This window comes from Mycolicibacterium chubuense (assembly GCF_001044255.1).
Lineage (GTDB): Bacteria > Actinomycetota > Actinomycetes > Mycobacteriales > Mycobacteriaceae > Mycobacterium > Mycobacterium chubuense.
This window is the reverse complement of the sequence record NZ_JYNX01000011.1, coordinates 1-14,931: the sequence shown is the minus strand read 5'-3', so window position 1 is coordinate 14,931 and position 14,931 is coordinate 1. Positions and strand designations below refer to the sequence as shown.

17 protein-coding genes, 1 tRNA gene and 1 pseudogene are annotated in these 14,931 nt (G+C 69.6%); 10 read left to right on the top strand and 9 right to left on the bottom strand.

Translation table 11 applies throughout. From position 1 onward, the window contains the following. Positions 1–31: 31 nt before the first annotated feature. The 6 genes from MCHUDSM44219_RS01575 to pgm form a co-directional block, all read right to left on the bottom strand. Entirely contained in the window at positions 32–289 is a 258-nt protein-coding gene (locus MCHUDSM44219_RS01575) for a DUF3297 family protein (RefSeq protein ID WP_048416473.1), read from the bottom strand. Between the two features lie 250 nt (positions 290–539). Next, positions 540–818, bottom strand: a complete 279-nt coding sequence (locus MCHUDSM44219_RS01570; RefSeq protein WP_048416472.1) for a hypothetical protein — start codon at positions 816–818, stop codon at positions 540–542. A 29-nt stretch (positions 819–847) separates the two neighbouring features. Then, positions 848–1,000 (bottom strand): hypothetical protein, encoded by a 153-nt coding sequence (locus MCHUDSM44219_RS29895; RefSeq protein ID WP_157868740.1) that lies wholly within the window; start codon positions 998–1,000, stop codon positions 848–850. A 237-nt stretch (positions 1,001–1,237) separates the two neighbouring features. Next, positions 1,238–1,310 (bottom strand) — tRNA-Ala (locus tag MCHUDSM44219_RS01565). Between the two features lie 53 nt (positions 1,311–1,363). Continuing rightward, positions 1,364–2,632: an MFS transporter gene (locus tag MCHUDSM44219_RS01560; protein WP_048416471.1), complete on the bottom strand. Its 1,269-nt coding sequence runs from the start codon at positions 2,630–2,632 to the stop codon at positions 1,364–1,366. Continuing rightward, positions 2,629–4,263 (bottom strand): phosphoglucomutase (alpha-D-glucose-1,6-bisphosphate-dependent), encoded by a 1,635-nt coding sequence (pgm, locus tag MCHUDSM44219_RS01555; protein ID WP_048416470.1) that lies wholly within the window; start codon positions 4,261–4,263, stop codon positions 2,629–2,631. Before pgm ends, MCHUDSM44219_RS01560 begins: the two co-directional genes overlap by 4 nt. A gap of 71 nt (positions 4,264–4,334) precedes the next feature. Between pgm and crcB (MCHUDSM44219_RS01550) the strand changes: the two genes are divergently transcribed. The 6 genes from crcB (MCHUDSM44219_RS01550) to mbtN are packed head-to-tail and all read left to right on the top strand — an operon-like array spanning position 4,335 to position 9,163. Next, positions 4,335–4,730: a fluoride efflux transporter CrcB gene (gene crcB / locus MCHUDSM44219_RS01550; RefSeq protein WP_048416469.1), complete on the top strand. Its 396-nt coding sequence runs from the start codon at positions 4,335–4,337 to the stop codon at positions 4,728–4,730. Continuing rightward, positions 4,727–5,095, top strand: coding sequence for a fluoride efflux transporter CrcB (crcB, locus tag MCHUDSM44219_RS01545; RefSeq protein WP_048416468.1), 369 nt, complete (start codon positions 4,727–4,729; stop codon positions 5,093–5,095). Before crcB (MCHUDSM44219_RS01550) ends, crcB (MCHUDSM44219_RS01545) begins: the two co-directional genes overlap by 4 nt. A gap of 14 nt (positions 5,096–5,109) precedes the next feature. Next, complete coding sequence (locus MCHUDSM44219_RS01540) at positions 5,110–6,117, top strand: DUF190 domain-containing protein (protein WP_236695314.1); 1,008 nt, start codon at positions 5,110–5,112, stop codon at positions 6,115–6,117. Between the two features lie 54 nt (positions 6,118–6,171). After that, entirely contained in the window at positions 6,172–6,432 is a 261-nt protein-coding gene (locus MCHUDSM44219_RS01535; protein WP_048416466.1) for a mycobactin biosynthesis acyl carrier protein MbtL, read from the top strand. Beyond that, entirely contained in the window at positions 6,429–7,991 is a 1,563-nt protein-coding gene (mbtM, locus tag MCHUDSM44219_RS01530; RefSeq protein ID WP_048416465.1) for a long-chain-fatty acid--ACP ligase MbtM, read from the top strand. The genes MCHUDSM44219_RS01535 and mbtM overlap by 4 nt, the downstream gene beginning before the upstream one ends. After that, the gene (mbtN, locus tag MCHUDSM44219_RS01525) at positions 7,988–9,163 is read left to right on the top strand and encodes a mycobactin biosynthesis acyl-ACP dehydrogenase MbtN (protein ID WP_048416464.1); all 1,176 of its coding nucleotides are present in this window, start codon (positions 7,988–7,990) and stop codon (positions 9,161–9,163) included. Before mbtM ends, mbtN begins: the two co-directional genes overlap by 4 nt. On the opposite strand, the gene MCHUDSM44219_RS01520 is transcribed toward mbtN, so the two are convergent. Continuing rightward, on the bottom strand, positions 9,144–9,755 hold the full coding sequence (locus MCHUDSM44219_RS01520; protein ID WP_048416463.1) for a GNAT family N-acetyltransferase: 612 nt from the start codon (positions 9,753–9,755) through the stop codon (positions 9,144–9,146). The genes mbtN and MCHUDSM44219_RS01520 overlap by 20 nt on opposite strands. A 42-nt stretch (positions 9,756–9,797) precedes the next feature. Continuing rightward, positions 9,798–10,229 carry a hypothetical protein gene (locus MCHUDSM44219_RS01515; RefSeq protein ID WP_048416462.1) on the bottom strand — a complete coding sequence of 144 codons (432 nt, stop codon included), beginning with the start codon at positions 10,227–10,229 and terminating at the stop codon, positions 9,798–9,800. A gap of 30 nt (positions 10,230–10,259) precedes the next feature. On the opposite strand from MCHUDSM44219_RS01515, the gene MCHUDSM44219_RS01510 reads away from it, so the two are divergent. Both MCHUDSM44219_RS01510 and MCHUDSM44219_RS01505 read left to right on the top strand, forming a co-directional pair. Continuing rightward, positions 10,260–10,448 (top strand): hypothetical protein, encoded by a 189-nt coding sequence (locus tag MCHUDSM44219_RS01510; protein ID WP_048416533.1) that lies wholly within the window; start codon positions 10,260–10,262, stop codon positions 10,446–10,448. A gap of 117 nt (positions 10,449–10,565) precedes the next feature. Continuing rightward, positions 10,566–12,314, top strand: a complete 1,749-nt coding sequence (locus MCHUDSM44219_RS01505) for a DUF1214 domain-containing protein (protein ID WP_048416461.1) — start codon at positions 10,566–10,568, stop codon at positions 12,312–12,314. 13 nt (positions 12,315–12,327) lie between these two features. Here the strand turns inward: MCHUDSM44219_RS01505 and MCHUDSM44219_RS01500 are convergent, their stop codons facing one another. Next, positions 12,328–13,266: a DUF808 domain-containing protein gene (locus tag MCHUDSM44219_RS01500; RefSeq protein ID WP_048416460.1), complete on the bottom strand. Its 939-nt coding sequence runs from the start codon at positions 13,264–13,266 to the stop codon at positions 12,328–12,330. Positions 13,267–13,490: 224 nt separating this feature from the next. On the opposite strand from MCHUDSM44219_RS01500, the gene MCHUDSM44219_RS01495 reads away from it, so the two are divergent. Further along, on the top strand, positions 13,491–14,561 hold the full coding sequence (locus tag MCHUDSM44219_RS01495) for a hypothetical protein (protein ID WP_048416459.1): 1,071 nt from the start codon (positions 13,491–13,493) through the stop codon (positions 14,559–14,561). A 72-nt stretch (positions 14,562–14,633) separates the two neighbouring features. Continuing rightward, a pseudogene (locus tag MCHUDSM44219_RS29890) lies at positions 14,634–14,931 on the top strand (hypothetical protein); the annotation flags it as partial.

The following is a 14,931-nucleotide window of genomic DNA, read 5'->3' as shown; positions in this document are numbered from 1 at the left end:
CGCCACTGATCACCGACGCGTCAGGCGCGCTTCACTCCGGCGAGCGGAAGTAGGGCTCGACGGTGCCACTGACTTTCACGACCATGGGATTCCCGCGGCGGTCCCTGGCCGTAGGGACTTCGACCCGCACCCAGCCCTCGTCCACGTTGTATTCGTGCACGTTGGTCTTCTCGACGCCGTTGAAGCGGACACCCACATCACGACGGAGCACCTCTTCGTCGTAGAAGGGGCTGCGTGGATCGATGGAAAGGTGGTTCGGCGGAACGTCTGTGGTGTGATCCTCGGGCATGACGGCTTTCGTTGGGTGTGTTCTCGGGCTGGGTCTTCTAGAACCTACGCGAGCCCACGCCGTGTTTCGCCAAAGGGTCTGACCCCTGTCCGCGCCAGAACCCGCTACGTGATCGACCATCGCGGCATCGTGGCGGCGCCGGCACCGAGGGCTTTTGCGAGGTCTCCTTGGCGCACGGCATCAGCCGCTGGGCCCGCAACGCAGAAATGCCCCGTCCGGGATTACAGGGCGGGGCTTTCCGCTTCTGGGGTCACATGGTGAGGTCGCACAGACTGACACCAAGCCCAAGCTCCCCGTTTGGCCCTACAGCTTGCAATCGAGGATCATCGGGACTGAGGAAGACCTTGAATGAGCCGTCGGGTGAACACCACACTTCCACCTCCTTCGCCTCCGGCTTCATCGGTGCGATCAGCACCAAGCCGAGGACGATCATCGAGAACAGGCCGAAGCAGAGGGCGAACTGTGTGCCCTTCCCCTGGGCGTAATACCAGCGAGCAAAAGAATCTCCCCACCCTTTGAGCTTCCCCATGGACCGACGCTATCTTCTGCGGTCTGAAGTCACTCACCCTCGAACACGTAGGTGATGAGCGGGGCGCTGAGCACCGACGTCAGGATGGTCAGGGAGATCAAGCTCTGCCAGAACACGAATCTGATGAAAATGTCCTGAGCGTCATACCAGCGGGCGAAAGTGTCAGGCCAGCGCTTGAGCATGGTCTGACGGTAAGACGTAACCGCATCTCAGATCTGAGACCAGTCTGTGGGTTGCTACGGCACCAGGTGACCTCAGCAGGACCCTGTCAGGGGTTCACACTTGCTGTTGCGGTGCACGGTACCGGGGAGCCAGCAGCAGCGTCGGCAGGTCCAAGTGACGTGATCTCCGGACGCACAGGGCTGATTGCCACGATCACCGCGCCGGGTCTGAGAGGGTGACCCTTACCGTTATCGAAGTGGAGCTAAGGGGATTCGAACCCCTGACCCCCACACTGCCAGTGTGGTGCGCTACCAACTGCGCCATAGCCCCTTGTTGTGCTCATCGAAGCTACACCACGACGGGTTGCCGTTCAAAATCCCAGGTCACGGGCATTCTCCGCCGGCCTCCGGGCCGAGCGGGCGGACCTCGGTGCGCTCCCGGGCGACGCGCGGGCGGGTTTCGGGCGCGAACACCCATCCGATGCAGGCCACCCCGAGGATGATCCCACTGACCAGGAACGCCCACCCGAACGACGTGTACTGCGCGATGAGACCCACCAGCAGCGATCCGCCGATCGAGCCGAAGTCCGCCATCATCTGGAACGTCGCCACCGCCGTCCCGCCTCGCGACTTGTTTCCCACCACGTCGGCGACCGCGGCCTGCTGCGGCGACACGAAGATGCCGGTGGCCGCGCCGGCGACGTAGGCCGCCACCAGGAACACCGGAAACGACGTGGTGAAACCCACCAGCGCGGTCGAGACTGCCGCCAGACTCAGCCCGAAGATCAACAGCTTGCGCCGGCCCAGGCGATCCGACAGGTACCCACTGGGAATGACCACGGAGATGTTGCCCACCGCGAACGCCGTCAGCGCCACCCCGGCCGCACCCGGCCCCCGGCCGAGCACCTCCACGACGAACAGCGGCACCAGCGCGATCCGCAGCCCGTAGGACGCCCACCCGGTCGCGAAGTTCGAGAACAACGCGGCACGGTAGGCCCGGTGCCGAATCACCGTCCGGAACGACACCGGCGTCGCGTCGTCGTCGTCAGACCGGCCCACCACCGTGGAGTTGCGCAGGCTGACGAACACCACTGCCGCCGCGACCAACAGCGCGATGCCGTAGATGACGAACGGCGCCGACAGGCCGAGCCCGACCGTGAGACTGCCCAGAATCGGCCCGCCGACCGAGCCGACCATGAACCCCGACGAGAACAGCCCGGACACCCGGCCCCGCGCGTCGGGCGGGGAGATACGGATCAACAGCCCGAGTGACGACACCGTGAACATCGCCGATCCCACCCCGCCGAGAGACCGGAAAATCAACAACTGCCAATAGGTTTGGGCGAACGCACAGGCCGCGGTCGACACGGCGACGATCAGCAGTCCGCTGATGTAGATCCGTCGCTCCCCCAGCCTCTGCACGAGCAGACCCGCCGGCGGTGCTCCGACCAAGCGCATCACCGCGAACGCCGTGATGACGAACGTCGCCGCGCTGATGCTGACGCCGAAGTGCCGGGCGTACTGCGGCAGCACCGGAGCCACCACGCCGTAGCCCAGCGCCACCACCACGTTGGCGGCGACGAGCACCCACACCTCGCGCGGCAGCCGCGGCTTGGTCGCTTCCCGACAGTCGCCGTCGGCGACCGAACTCACGAAATGACCGCCGACACCACTTCCCGGGCAGCCTCCTGCACCTCGGCGAGATGCTCAGGGCCGCGGAAGGATTCGGCGTAGATCTTGTAGACGTCCTCGGTGCCCGACGGCCGGGCGGCGAACCACGCGTTCTCCGTCGTCACCTTGAGTCCGCCCAGGGCAGCGCCGTTGCCCGGAGCGGTGGTCAGCTTCGCGGTGATCGGCTCGCCCGCCAGTTCGGTCGCGCTGACCTGCTCCGGCGAGAGCTTCGCCAGCCGCGCCTTCTGCTCCCGGTTGGCGGGCGCGTCGATGCGGGCATACGTCGGCGCACCGTACTTGTCGGCCAGTTCGGCGTACCGCTGCGACGGCGTCGATCCGGTGACCGCGAGGATCTCCGAGGCCAGCAGCGCCAGGATGATGCCGTCCTTGTCGGTGGTCCACACCGAACCGTCGCGGCGCAAAAACGATGCCCCGGCGCTTTCTTCGCCGCCGAAACCGATGGTGCCGCCGACCAATCCGTCGACGAACCACTTGAAGCCCACCGGCACCTCGAGCAGCTTGCGTCCCAACCCGCCGACCACCCGGTCGATGATCGACGAACTCACCGCCGTCTTGCCGACCGCCGTCTCCGCGGCCCACTCCGGCCGGTGCGTGAACAGGTACTCGATCGCGACCGCGAGATAGTGGTTCGGGTTGAGCAGCCCCGCATCCGGGGTCACGATGCCGTGCCGGTCAGAGTCGGCGTCGTTGCCGGTCGCGATCTGATAGGAGTCGCGGTTGGCGATGAGGGACGCCATCGCGTTCGGCGAACTGCAGTCCATCCGGATCTTGCCGTCGGTGTCGAGCGTCATGAACCGCCATGTCGCGTCGACGAGCGGATTGACCACGGTGAGATCGAGGTTGTGCCGTTCGGCGATCGCACCCCAGTAGTCGACGCTGGCCCCGCCGAGCGGGTCGGCGCCGATGCGGATGCCCTCGGCCGCGATCGTGTGGATGTCGACGACGTTGGGCAGGTCCGCGACATAGGCGTCCAGATAGTCGTGGCGCTGCGTGCTGCTCATCGCCCGTGCCAGCGGGACGCGCTTGACCCCGCGCAGCCCGTCGCGCAGCAGTTCGTTGGCCCGCGCGGCGATCACCTTCGTCGCGTCGGTGTCGGCCGGGCCGCCGTTGGGTGGGTTGTACTTGAACCCGCCGTCGCGCGGCGGATTGTGCGACGGGGTCACGACGATGCCGTCGGCCAGCGCCGTGTCGCGACCGCGGTTGTACGACAGGATCGCGTGGCTCACCGCCGGCGTCGGGGTGTACCGACCGGCCGAGTCGATCATCGTGACGACGTCGTTGGCGGCCAGCACCTCGACCGCCGACACCCACGCCGGCTCCGACAGGGCATGGGTGTCCCGGCCGATGAACAGCGGTCCGGTGGTGCCCTGCGCAGCCCGATACTCGACGATCGCCTGCGTGGTGGCCAGGATGTGGGCTTCGTTGAACGCCGCGTCCAGGCTTGATCCGCGGTGGCCCGAGGTACCGAAGGCGACCTGCTGGTCGATGTCGTCCGGATCGGGAATCACGGTGTAGTAGGACGTCACCACCGAAGCGATGTCGATGAGGTCTTCGGATTGCGCCGGCTTACCGGCACGGGGGTTCGCCGCCATGGGTTCGATTCTGCCCCGTCAGCCGCCCCCACAGAACACTGGACCGGTGAGCAATCGGCATACTTTCGGCCATGCCCCTTGACCGGCGCGAACTGGCCGCGGTGTTCGCCGGCGGCGCGGTGGGCACGCTGGCCCGGGCCGGCCTCGAGGAACTCGCGGTGTCCGACCCGGCCCGCTGGCCCTGGCCGACCTTCACCGTCAACATCGTCGGCGCGTTCCTGCTCGGCCTGTTCGTCACCCGATTGCTCGAACGCCTGCCGGTGTCGAGTTATCGGCGGCCGCTGTTGGGCACCGGTTTGTGCGGCGGTTTGACGACGTTCTCCACGATGCAGGTCGAGACCGTGAAGATGCTTGAGCACGGTCACTACGGCCTCGCGGTCGCCTACACCGCGGCGAGTCTGGTCGCGGGTCTGGCCGCCGTGTATCTGGCCACGGCGCTGGTGCGCCGGGTGCGGACCCGCCGATGACGACGGCACTGGTGTGGCTGGGCGTCATGCTGATCGGCGGCGTGGGCGCGGTCGCCCGGCTGACCGTCGACAAGGCGGTGTCGCGCCGGGTGTCGCGGCCCTTCCCTTTCGGCACCTTGGCCGTCAACATCAGCGGCGCATTCCTGCTGGGCTTCCTCGGCGGACTGGCTCTGAGCCCGCACCTGGCGCTGTTGGCCGGCACCGCGTTCGTCGGCTCGTACACCACGTTCTCCACCTGGATGCTGGAAACCCAGCGGCTCGCCGAGGAACGGCAGCTCGTCTCGGCGGCGGCCAACATCGGGGTCAGCGTCGCGCTGGGTCTCCTCGCGGCCTGGCTGGGACAACATCTGGGGGCCGGAATGTGACCGAAATCCTCTCTTTGACAGCCTATTTCGCCGAACGGCAACGCAGCGGCGAGCGCTTCCTGGCCGACGCCATGCTCGACCTGTTCGAACGGGAAGGCGTCGCCGCCAGCATGATGTTGCGCGGCATCGCCGGTTTCGGCACCACCCACGTCCTGCGCACCGACCGCTCGCTGACCCTGTCGGAGGATCCGCCGGTGACCGTCACCGCCGTCGACCTCCCCGACCGGATCCGCACACTCGCCGACGCCGCGGTCGGCCTGACCCGACGTGGCCTCATCACGCTCGAACGCGCCTGGCTGCTGCCCGGATCACTCCCCGCCGACCTCGACGGGTGGGTGCGTCTGTCGCTGTATCTCGGCCGCAAGCAACCGGTCGCCGGCGTCCCCGGGTACGTGGCGGTGTGTGAGGTGCTGCATCGCCTCGGATTCGTCGCCGCCGACGTGTTCCTCGGCGTCGACGGCACGGTCGCCGGCGAGCGCCGTCGGGCTCGCTTCTTCAGCCACAACACCGACGTGCCGGTCCTCATCACCGGCATCGGCACGCGCACCCAGGCACTCGCCGCGGTCGACGAGCTCACCGGCATGCTGGCCTCTCCGCTGTTCAGTCTGCGACCCGTCGTGGTGTGCAAGATCGACGGCCGCACCCTGGCGACTCCCCCGCGCAGCTGGCCGGTGCAGAAGCTGACCGTGCACACCTCCGAGGACACCCGTCACGAGGGACGCCCGGTGCACCGGGCGCTGATGGCACGCCTGCGGGCGACCGACCACGCCGGCGGGGCGACAGCGCTGCGTGGCCTCTGGGGCTTCCGCGGATCGCAGCGCCCGCACGGCGACCGCTTCCTGCAGCTGGGCCGCCGGGTGCCGGTCACGACGGTCCTCGTCGACACCGCGGAGACCATGGCCGCCGATTACGGGATCGTCGACGCGGTCACGGCCGAGCACGGCGTGGTCACCTGCGAACCGGTCCCCGCACTGATCGCGGTGAACGGCGACAAGCGTAGGGGCAGCCTGACCCTCGACTGAGGCCAACGAGGTAAGCATAGCCTTGCTTAACTTCTGGGTGTAACGTCCCGGCGCATGGACACGTCATCCCCGCACGCCGTCAGCGCGGCCCTCGAGGAGATCCTGCGCGACGACCTGAACATCGACACCCGCCGCGTGACGCCCGAGTCCCGGCTCATCGACGACGTCGGGCTGGACTCCGTCGCCTTCGCCGTCGGGATGGTGGCGATCGAGGACAAGCTCGGGATCGCCCTGTCAGAAGAGGATCTGTTGTCCTGCAACACGGTTGGCGATCTCGAGGCGGCGATCGCGGCGAAGGCGCCCGCGGGCCGGTGAGCAGCCTCGCCACCGCGCTCACCGAGGCGATGACCGGGTCGGCCCACGACCTCGTCCTGCTCGACCGCGCGAGCGGGCAGTGGATCCGCCACCCCTGGCAGGAGGTGCACGCCCGCGCCGAGAACGTCGCCGAACGCATCGCCGAGGGACCCGGCGGCGCCGTCGGACTGGTGGGCGAGCCCACCGTGGAGTTCGTCGCCGCCATCCAGGGCGCCTGGTTGGCCGGCCGTGCGCTGTCGATCCTTCCCGGGCCCGTCCGCGGCGCCGACGACGGGCAGTGGGCCTCGGCCACCCTCGAGCGGTTCACCGGGATCGGCGTCTCGCAGGTCTTCAGCCATGGATCCCAGCGAGACCTGTTGCACACGAACAGTTCTCAGGCCATCGGTGACGTGGCAGCCGCCGGACACGCCAGGCGGTCGACGAGCTTGACGCCGGCGACGGCGCCTGCGGGCACCCCCGCGGTGCTGCAGGGCACGGCCGGGTCGACCGGTGTGCCCCGCACCGCTGCGCTCTCCCCCGACGCTGTGCGGGCCAATGTCACGGGGCTCATCGACCACGTGGGCGTGCGGCCCACCGAGGACGTCGGATGCACGTGGCTGCCGCTCTACCACGACATGGGGCTGGTGTTCCTGCTGAGCGGCATGATGAGTGGTACCGAGATATGGCTCGCTCCGACGGCCGCTTTCGCCGCCTCACCGTTCCGATGGCTGACGTGGCTGTCGCAGAGCCGGGCCACCCTCACCGCCGCCCCGAACTTCGCCTACTCGGTGATCGGCAGGTACGCCCGCCGGATCCCCGACGTCGACCTCGGCCGGGTGCGCTTCGCCCTCAACGGCGGTGAGCCGATCGACTGCGAGGGTTACCAGCTGTTCCTCACCGAACTGGCCCGCTTCGGACTCGACGGCAGCGCCGCGGCACCGTCCTACGGTCTGGCCGAGGCGACGTGCGCGGTCACCGCACCTGTCCCCGGCACGGGATTGATCGTCGACGAGACCGTCGACCCGGCAACGGGATCCGTGCGCCGGCACGCCGTCCTGGGGCAGCCCATCCCCGGGATGCGGATACGTATCGTTCCGGGCGACCACGCCACGAGCGGGGACCGCGAGGTCGGCGAGATCGAGATCTCCGGCACATCGATGATGTCGGGCTACCTCGGGCAGGAGCCGATGGACGGGTGGTTTCGCACCGGGGACCTCGGCTATCTCGACGACGCCGGGCTCGTGGTGTGCGGACGGGTCAAAGAGCTCATCACGGTCGCCGGCCGCAACATCTTCCCCACGGAGGTCGAGCGGATCGCCGCACAGGTGCGCGGCGTGCGCGACGGCGCCGTGGTGGCGGTCGGCGCGGACGGGGCACGTCAGGGGTTGCTGATCGCCGCGGAGTTCAGGGGACCCGACGAAGCCGCGGCGCGCCGGGACGTGGTGGCACGCGTCGCCTCCCAGTGTGGCGTGGTGCCGGCCGAGGTGGTGTTCGTCGCGCCGGGCACACTGCCGCGGACGTCGTCGGGCAAGCTGCGGCGGCTCCAGGTCCGGCAGAACCTCGAGGCGGCCCGCGCATGACCACCCACCTCGACCTTGACCTGGCCGGCTACCAGGCCCTCCTCGGCCGGGTCTTCGACGGCCAGGTGACCACGTGGACCGCGGAAGCCGAAGCCGCCGAACGGTTCCCGCGGGAGCTGATCGAACATCTCGGCGCCCACGGAGTCTTTCGTGGAAAGTGGGGGCCCGCCGAGGGCGGCCAGCATCCCGACGTCGCCCGGCTCAATGCGCTCGCGTTCGCGCTGGGTCGCCTCGGTTCGGCGGGCATCGGGGTGGGCGTCAGCCTGCACGACTCGGCGATCGCGATCCTGCGCCGCTTCGGCAGATCCGCTCACCTGCAGCGGATCTGCGAACAGGCCATCGACGGCGAGGCGGTGCTGTGTATCGGCGCCTCCGAGGAGTCCGGAGGCTCGGACCTGCAGATCGTCGAGACCGAGGTGCGCAGCGAGCGCGAGGGTTTCGCGATCCGGGGCATCAAGAAGTTCGTGTCCCTGTCCCCCATCGCCGATCACATCATGGTGGTGGCGCGCAGCGTCGACGCCGACCCCGCCAGCAGGCACGGCAACGTGCTGGTGATCGCGGTCCCGACCACGCAGGTCGACGTGCAGACCCCGTGGCGCAAGGTCGGTGCGGGCCCCCTGGATACGGCGGCCGTGCACATCGACACGTGGGTGCCCGCCGATCATCTGGTCGCGCGGGCGGGCACCGGGCTCGCCGCGATCTCGTGGGGGCTGGCCCACGAACGCATGTCGATCGCGGGGCAGGTGGCGTCGTCGTGTCAGCGGGTACTGGGCGTCACTCACGCACGCATGCTGGCGCGCAAGCAGTTCGGAGCGGCACTGTTCGAGCATCAGGCGCTGCGGATGCGGATGGCCGACCTGCAGGCGCGCGTGGACCTCCTGCGGCACGGCCTCGACGGCATCGCCGCGGCCGGCCGGCTCGATCTGCGTGCGGCGGCGGCGGTGAAGGTGACCGCCGCACGACTGGGCGAAGAGGTGCTCTCCGAATGCATGCATCTGTTCGGCGGCTCGGGATACCTGGTCGACGAGACGCCGCTGGGTCGGTGGTGGCGGGACATGAAGCTGGCACGGGTCGGCGGAGGCACCGACGAGGTGCTGTGGGAGCTGGTGGCCGCGGGGATGAAACCCGACGTCGACGGTTACGCCGAGATGGTCAGGGACGCGGCGCTGTAGGGCGGTGCAGGGCATACAACGCCATCCGCCGGTTGCTCATCTGGTGTTCGCCGAGGAATTCGCATTTGGCGTACTCACACAGCCGACGAGCGCCGGTGTTGCGATGGTCCGGATCGAACATGATTCTGCGGCAGCGTGTCTCGATCGCGAATAAGCTGGCGGCCAACCGCGGCAACAGAATCGGGCCGAAACCGCGGTTGACGACGTCCACGTCGGCGATCGCGGCGTGCAATCCGAGGTCGTAGGGATCGGCGTCGTAACGGGGTGCGATCGAGTCCTTGGCTGCGCGGTAGACCTCGACGTAGCCGTACGGAACACCGGAGTAGCTGCCGATCAGCGGGCGCGAGTACGTGCCTGCCCGCTGTGCCCGCAGATAGCCGTGCCACCAGTGCGCCGGCCGGTCGTACTCCCACGCCTCGGCGAGGTGCGGGCGGTTCATCCACTCGGCGATCATGTCCGCGTCCGCGTCGGGGTCGGCGGCGCGAATCGCGAAGGGCGGGGCCAGATCCGGGATCGGCGGCGCCGGCACTGCACGGACGTCGTCACCGAGGTCGGTCAGCTCGCGCGGCAGGATCGGCAGGACGTCACTCATCGTGACCGCAGAGCCTAGCGCAGTGGCCGGCGGCCGGGTCGCCTACGCTGCCGCGGTGAACAGCAGCACGCCGGTGACCATCAGCGCGGCCACCTTCACCACCTCGACGCCGACGTAGACCAGGTGCGCGCGCGAGCGGGGCCCGTCCGCGCCGGCGAGCACCCGATCCGATCTGCGGGTCAGCGCGGGACGGACGAACACCAGTTGGACGGCGAGCATCGCCACGGCGACGGCGGCGGCCACGACGGCGTCCGCGGCCGTGCGCCCCACCAGCAGGCCGACGATCACCACCACGGCGAGCACCGCTTCGCAGGCGTTGAGCGCCCGGAACACCAGGCGCCCGATGCCGAGTCCCACCTGCAGGGTGACCCCCGGCGCGCGGAACTTCAGCGGCGCCTCGAGGAACGAGATCGCCAGCACCATGCCCAGCCACATGAACGTCGCCGCGGCCGCGACGGCAGAACCAGCGTGCACACCCGGAGCCTACGGTGGCAGGGTGAGGTGATGGACCGCGTCGCCGAACTGCAGCGCTGGGAGGACGCGGGCGCGGTGTGGCGGGTCCTCTCCCGCTCGGCCGAGTCGGTGACGGTCGCGCTGCTGCGCTGCGACGGCGGCGAGGAGGCGGCCCGCTTCACCAGTGCCGACGCGCGTCTGCTGGCCTATCTCGCCGACCGGGACAGCAGCGAGGACTGACCTGCTTTTCCGCGCATTCGGTGCCCCGCCGGCAAAGACCGGCGTTACCGTGTCCGCGGGAGTGGCCCGTCGATTGCGGCGGCTTCGGCTCCCGCAACGCTCGGAGAGGACGCCGCCGTGGCCCGCACTCAGCAACTGTCGGCACAGGTCATCGGACGGGTCGGCGCACTGGCCGTCGCGCTCGGCATCGGCGTGGCGATCGCCCAGCATCCCGGCGTCGCAGTCGCCGACGACACCGCGGCGGCGTCGACGCCGGCCTCCAATCCACGGACCGCCGACCGGGACGCCGACCCGCAGAGTCGCCCGAAGAGGCATCAAGCCAGGACGCAGTCCGACCGTGCCGACGTCCCGCTGCGTCCGCGCGCCCGGCTGACCCGGACGGCGGCCGACGATGCACCGTCCCGGCCGGCCACTCCGGACGCGTCTCCCGCGGTGTGGGCCCTGGCCGGGGCGGCGCGCCGCGAACTCGGCATCGACGCCGCTGGCAGCACGTCGCCGTTGGGCACCGAGCAGCAGCTGGAGGCCGAGCAGGTGGCCGCCGAGACCGTCCAGACCCTGCCGGTGAAGGTGATGAAGCGGGTACTCCGGAAGGCCTGGCTCCGCACCGCCGAACGGGAGTACGACGGCGGCGTCGACGCCGAGAACCTCGCCCGCCTCGACAAGGCCGTCGACGAGTACGCGATGGGCGCGGCGTTCCAGCAGCAGCTGCTCGACCCGATGCGGCCGACGGTCGTCGCGCAGGTCGCGCCTCCGCACACCTGGTACGGCAACGAGGTGCCGGGTTCGCGCATCCTCTACGACAACCCGGACACGATCTACCGGTTCACCGCGGTCAACAAGACCTCGACATACGTGCTCTCGGGACGCTTCACCGGCGACATGCCCGCCGACACCACGTTCAGCGTGCTGACCGGGTTGTCGGGCACGACCGCGGCGGTGCTGAGCGCGCGCGATCTGCAGATCGACGACGACGGGAGGTTCACGATCACGCTCAGCGGCGATCCGGCCGCACCCGGCGAGCGCAACCACCTGCAGCTGACCGCGGACTCCACCCTGGTGGCGGTGCGGAACACGTTGTCCGACTGGAACTCTCAGCCTCCGATGGAGCTGTCGGTCGACCGGGTCTCGGGGCCCCGGGACAGCCTGTTCGCCCAGCTGGGAGGTTTCGCGATCCCGGTGATCGGCCCGACCGTGAGCAGCAGCCGTCTGCTCACCACGCTGGTGTCGGTGATTCCGCCGATGAAGAACCCGCCGCGGATCCTGCGCGGCACGCTCACCGCGGTGGTGATGGCGCTGGGCCTGTCCCGCGAGGCGACCTACATCAAGGTCGCCACCACCGACCCGCAGACGGGCGAGCGCGTCACCCCCAACGTGCTGCGCGACCCGTCGCGCAACGCCGAATTCCTGGCCACTCAACTGCAGAGTGCCGGCTACTTCGACATCGCCGACGACCAGGCGCTGGTCGTCACCGTCGATCCCGGCAACGCCGGGTACTTCACTGTGCCCGTGACCGATCTGTGGACGATCACCGGCGATTACCGGAACGAGCAGACGAGTCTGAACAACGCTCAGGCGCGGCCCAACGCCGACGGGACGTACACGCTGGTGATCTCTCCGACCGACCCCGGCGTCGAGAACTGGGTGTCGACGGGCGGACTGAACCGGGGCACCCTGTCGCTGCGTTTCCAGGATCTGGACCCCGCCTCGCCGGATTCACCGACCGTGCGGGCCGTGCTCGTGCCGCTTGAGAAGCTTCCGGACGTGCTCCCGGCCGGCACCCCCGCCTTCACCGCGGCGGAGCGGGCTGCTCAACTCGCGAGGCGCCAAACCGGTTACGACGTGCGGTTCGCGCCGTTCCCGCAGTGACGGCCGGCACGCCTCAGGCGTGCGACTTCTTCTTGCCGAACGGCAGCACCGACACGATGCCGACCACCAGCGCGCCGACGATCAGTCCGATCACCGCCGACGCGGCGGTGTTGACCAGCCACGCCAGCACCCCGCCCACGCCGGCGACATGGTGCACGTACTCCTCGGCGTGGTGGACCAGGCCATAGGGGGCGTGCCAGCCGAGAGTGTCGGTGCCGACGAGCAGGATGTGGCCGCCGACCCAGAGCATCGCGGCCGTGCCGACGACCGACAGGAAGCTCAGTAGCTTCGGCATTCCCGCCACCAGGCCGCGTCCGATCTTCTTGGCCAGTCCGCTCGATCGCTGCGTCAGGCTCAACCCGACGTCGTCCATCTTTACGATGCCGGCGACCACCCCGTACACCGCCGCGGTGATCACGATCGCGACGACGAACAGGATGATCAGTCGCGGCCAGAACGACTGGTCGGCCACCTCGTTGAGCGCGATGACCATGATCTCCGCCGACAGGATGAAGTCGGTGCGGATCGCGCCGGTCACCATGAAGCGTTCGGCGTCGGGACCTTCGGCCGCTGCCGGAGTGTCGTGGGCCGCGTGGCCGAGGAGACGGCCGAAGACCTTCTCGGCGCCCTCGTAACAGAGATAGGTGGCGCCGAGCATCAGGATCGGGGTGAGCGCCCACGGCGCGAACTGGCTGAGCAGCAGGGCCGCCGGCAGGATGAAGACGATCTTGTTGCGCAGGGAGCCGATGGCGATGCGCTTGATGATCGGCAGTTCCCGGTCGGCGGTGATGCCGTGCACGTACTGCGGGGTCACCGCCGTGTCGTCGATGACGACCCCTGCGGCTTTGGCCGTCGCCCGGCCCGCCGCGGCGCCCAGGTCGTCCACCGAGGCGGCCGCCAATCGGGCCAGCGCCGCCACATCGTCGAGCAGGGCGAACAGCCCCCCACTCATCGGATACCTCTGATCGCTTCTGCGGTCATGGCCCGAAGGGTACCGGGCGGCGCGTCGACTCGGGCCGGCCACGGGGCCACACCGCCGACACGCCGTCCCGCGCGCCCGACACGCGGTAATCGATCGCCCTCTGACCTGCAGACATGCTAGTTTGCGCAGAGATGACCACCGGTCGCCACATGCGGGGGGCAGCGCGACGCGTCATCGCCAGCAGGGGGTGCGACATGCCGAAGTCCGTCCGTCCGTGGCTCACGGCGGCTGTGGCGATCGTCGGTGTCGGCGCCGTCTCGGTGGCCCCGCTCGAGCCGGCCGCGAAATCCGATGTGCGCGTGGAGAATGCGGCCGTACTGGTCGAGAAAGCGCCCAGCCCCTTCGAGTACTACCCGCAGGTGCTGCAGCGCTCGGCGTCCAACGCCGATGACCTGGTCCGCGAGTATCTCGCCGATCCCCTCCCCATCGTGCGCGCCATCGCCGACAACCAGAACAGAGCACTGGCCGACGTCGTCGACGCGGCCGCCGCGCTCGATCCCGGCGCGTTCGTGCGCGCCGTCGTCGCCGCGATCAGCCAGCCGGTGACCGGCGTGGTGAAAGTGGTGGGCAGCGGGGAACCGTTCGAGACCGCGAGCAGCATGCTGGTCCGGCTGGCACTTCCGGTGGTCAGCGGCGTGCTCGCTGCCGGCGCAGCGATGACCGACGTGGTCAAGGCGTTCGCCGACCTCGATCTCGTCAACGCCGTCAGTGGGCTGCTCAACGTTCCGGCCCGTATCGCCGACGGACTGCTCAACGGCCGCGTCGACGGACAGCACGACGAGTACTTCGGGCTGCTGGGCAAGATGGTGGAAGCGCCTGTCTCCGAACAGATCTCCGGGCCGGTCGACTACCTGATCCATTCGCTGCAGGGCATCGGCGACACCATCTCCTCCTCGGCCCCGGCGTCGCCGACGCCGGTGGCAGGTCCGGCCGTGGTCCCGGACCTCGGATCGCCGACGGTGACGGTGACAGCGCCGGCCGCCGATCGCGAGCCCGCCGATCCCGAGCCTGCCACCCCGGACGACGACCGCCCCGCCGCTCCTGCGAGCGGAAGGCCTCACGCCGATGAGAACCTCCCCGCCGCGTCCGACGATGCCGACGCCCCGGCGCCGTCGACGTCCGGCGACGACGGTGAGGCCGCGTCCGGCGCGTCGGCCGACGATCAGACCGCCGGCGTCGAGCGTTCGCAGGGAGACACCGGGCCGTCGACGTCCTCGGCGGCACCGTCGGCGCGGGGCGACGACAGCGACGCGCCCTCGGCCTGACGAACCGTCCGGGCGTTTCGAGCGCACGGCGCTCGGGTACCAGCGGGACACCCTTCGACAGTCAGGTGGCCCATGAAATCCCATCCGAGGACCGCTCTCGCCGTGTTCGGCGGTGCGACCCTGCTCGTGTTCGCCGTGGGTTGCGGCGGCGGTGACGGCGGTGAATCGACCAGCACCTCGAGCACCACCGAGACCACCAGCGCCACCACCACGGCCCCGACGTCGACGAGCACCGCGCCGTCGATGAGCACGAGCCCGGCTCCGGGCGGCGGCACCGGAACCGCTCCCGGCGGTGCGACCGGTGGCGGCGGCGCCGACGGTGGGGGCGGTGCGATCCCCGGCGGACCCACAGGCAGCGGCGGGCCCGGCG

What these genes read in the sequence shown, in the direction of transcription:
- MCHUDSM44219_RS01575 (WP_048416473.1), bottom strand. Translation starts at nt 289, where the DNA reads ATGCCCGAGGATCACACCACAGACGTTCCGCCGAACCACCTTTCCATC.
- MCHUDSM44219_RS01570 (WP_048416472.1), bottom strand. Translation starts at nt 818, where the DNA reads ATGGGGAAGCTCAAAGGGTGGGGAGATTCTTTTGCTCGCTGGTATTAC.
- MCHUDSM44219_RS29895 (WP_157868740.1), bottom strand. Translation starts at nt 1,000, where the DNA reads ATGCTCAAGCGCTGGCCTGACACTTTCGCCCGCTGGTATGACGCTCAG.
- pgm (WP_048416470.1), bottom strand. Translation starts at nt 4,263, where the DNA reads ATGGCGGCGAACCCCCGTGCCGGTAAGCCGGCGCAATCCGAAGACCTC.
- crcB (WP_048416469.1), top strand. Translation starts at nt 4,335, where the DNA reads ATGCCCCTTGACCGGCGCGAACTGGCCGCGGTGTTCGCCGGCGGCGCG.
- crcB (WP_048416468.1), top strand. Translation starts at nt 4,727, where the DNA reads ATGACGACGGCACTGGTGTGGCTGGGCGTCATGCTGATCGGCGGCGTG.
- MCHUDSM44219_RS01535 (WP_048416466.1), top strand. Translation starts at nt 6,172, where the DNA reads ATGGACACGTCATCCCCGCACGCCGTCAGCGCGGCCCTCGAGGAGATC.
- mbtN (WP_048416464.1), top strand. Translation starts at nt 7,988, where the DNA reads ATGACCACCCACCTCGACCTTGACCTGGCCGGCTACCAGGCCCTCCTC.
- MCHUDSM44219_RS01520 (WP_048416463.1), bottom strand. Translation starts at nt 9,755, where the DNA reads ATGAGTGACGTCCTGCCGATCCTGCCGCGCGAGCTGACCGACCTCGGT.
- MCHUDSM44219_RS01510 (WP_048416533.1), top strand. Translation starts at nt 10,260, where the DNA reads ATGGACCGCGTCGCCGAACTGCAGCGCTGGGAGGACGCGGGCGCGGTG.
- MCHUDSM44219_RS01500 (WP_048416460.1), bottom strand. Translation starts at nt 13,266, where the DNA reads ATGAGTGGGGGGCTGTTCGCCCTGCTCGACGATGTGGCGGCGCTGGCC.
- MCHUDSM44219_RS01495 (WP_048416459.1), top strand. Translation starts at nt 13,491, where the DNA reads ATGCCGAAGTCCGTCCGTCCGTGGCTCACGGCGGCTGTGGCGATCGTC.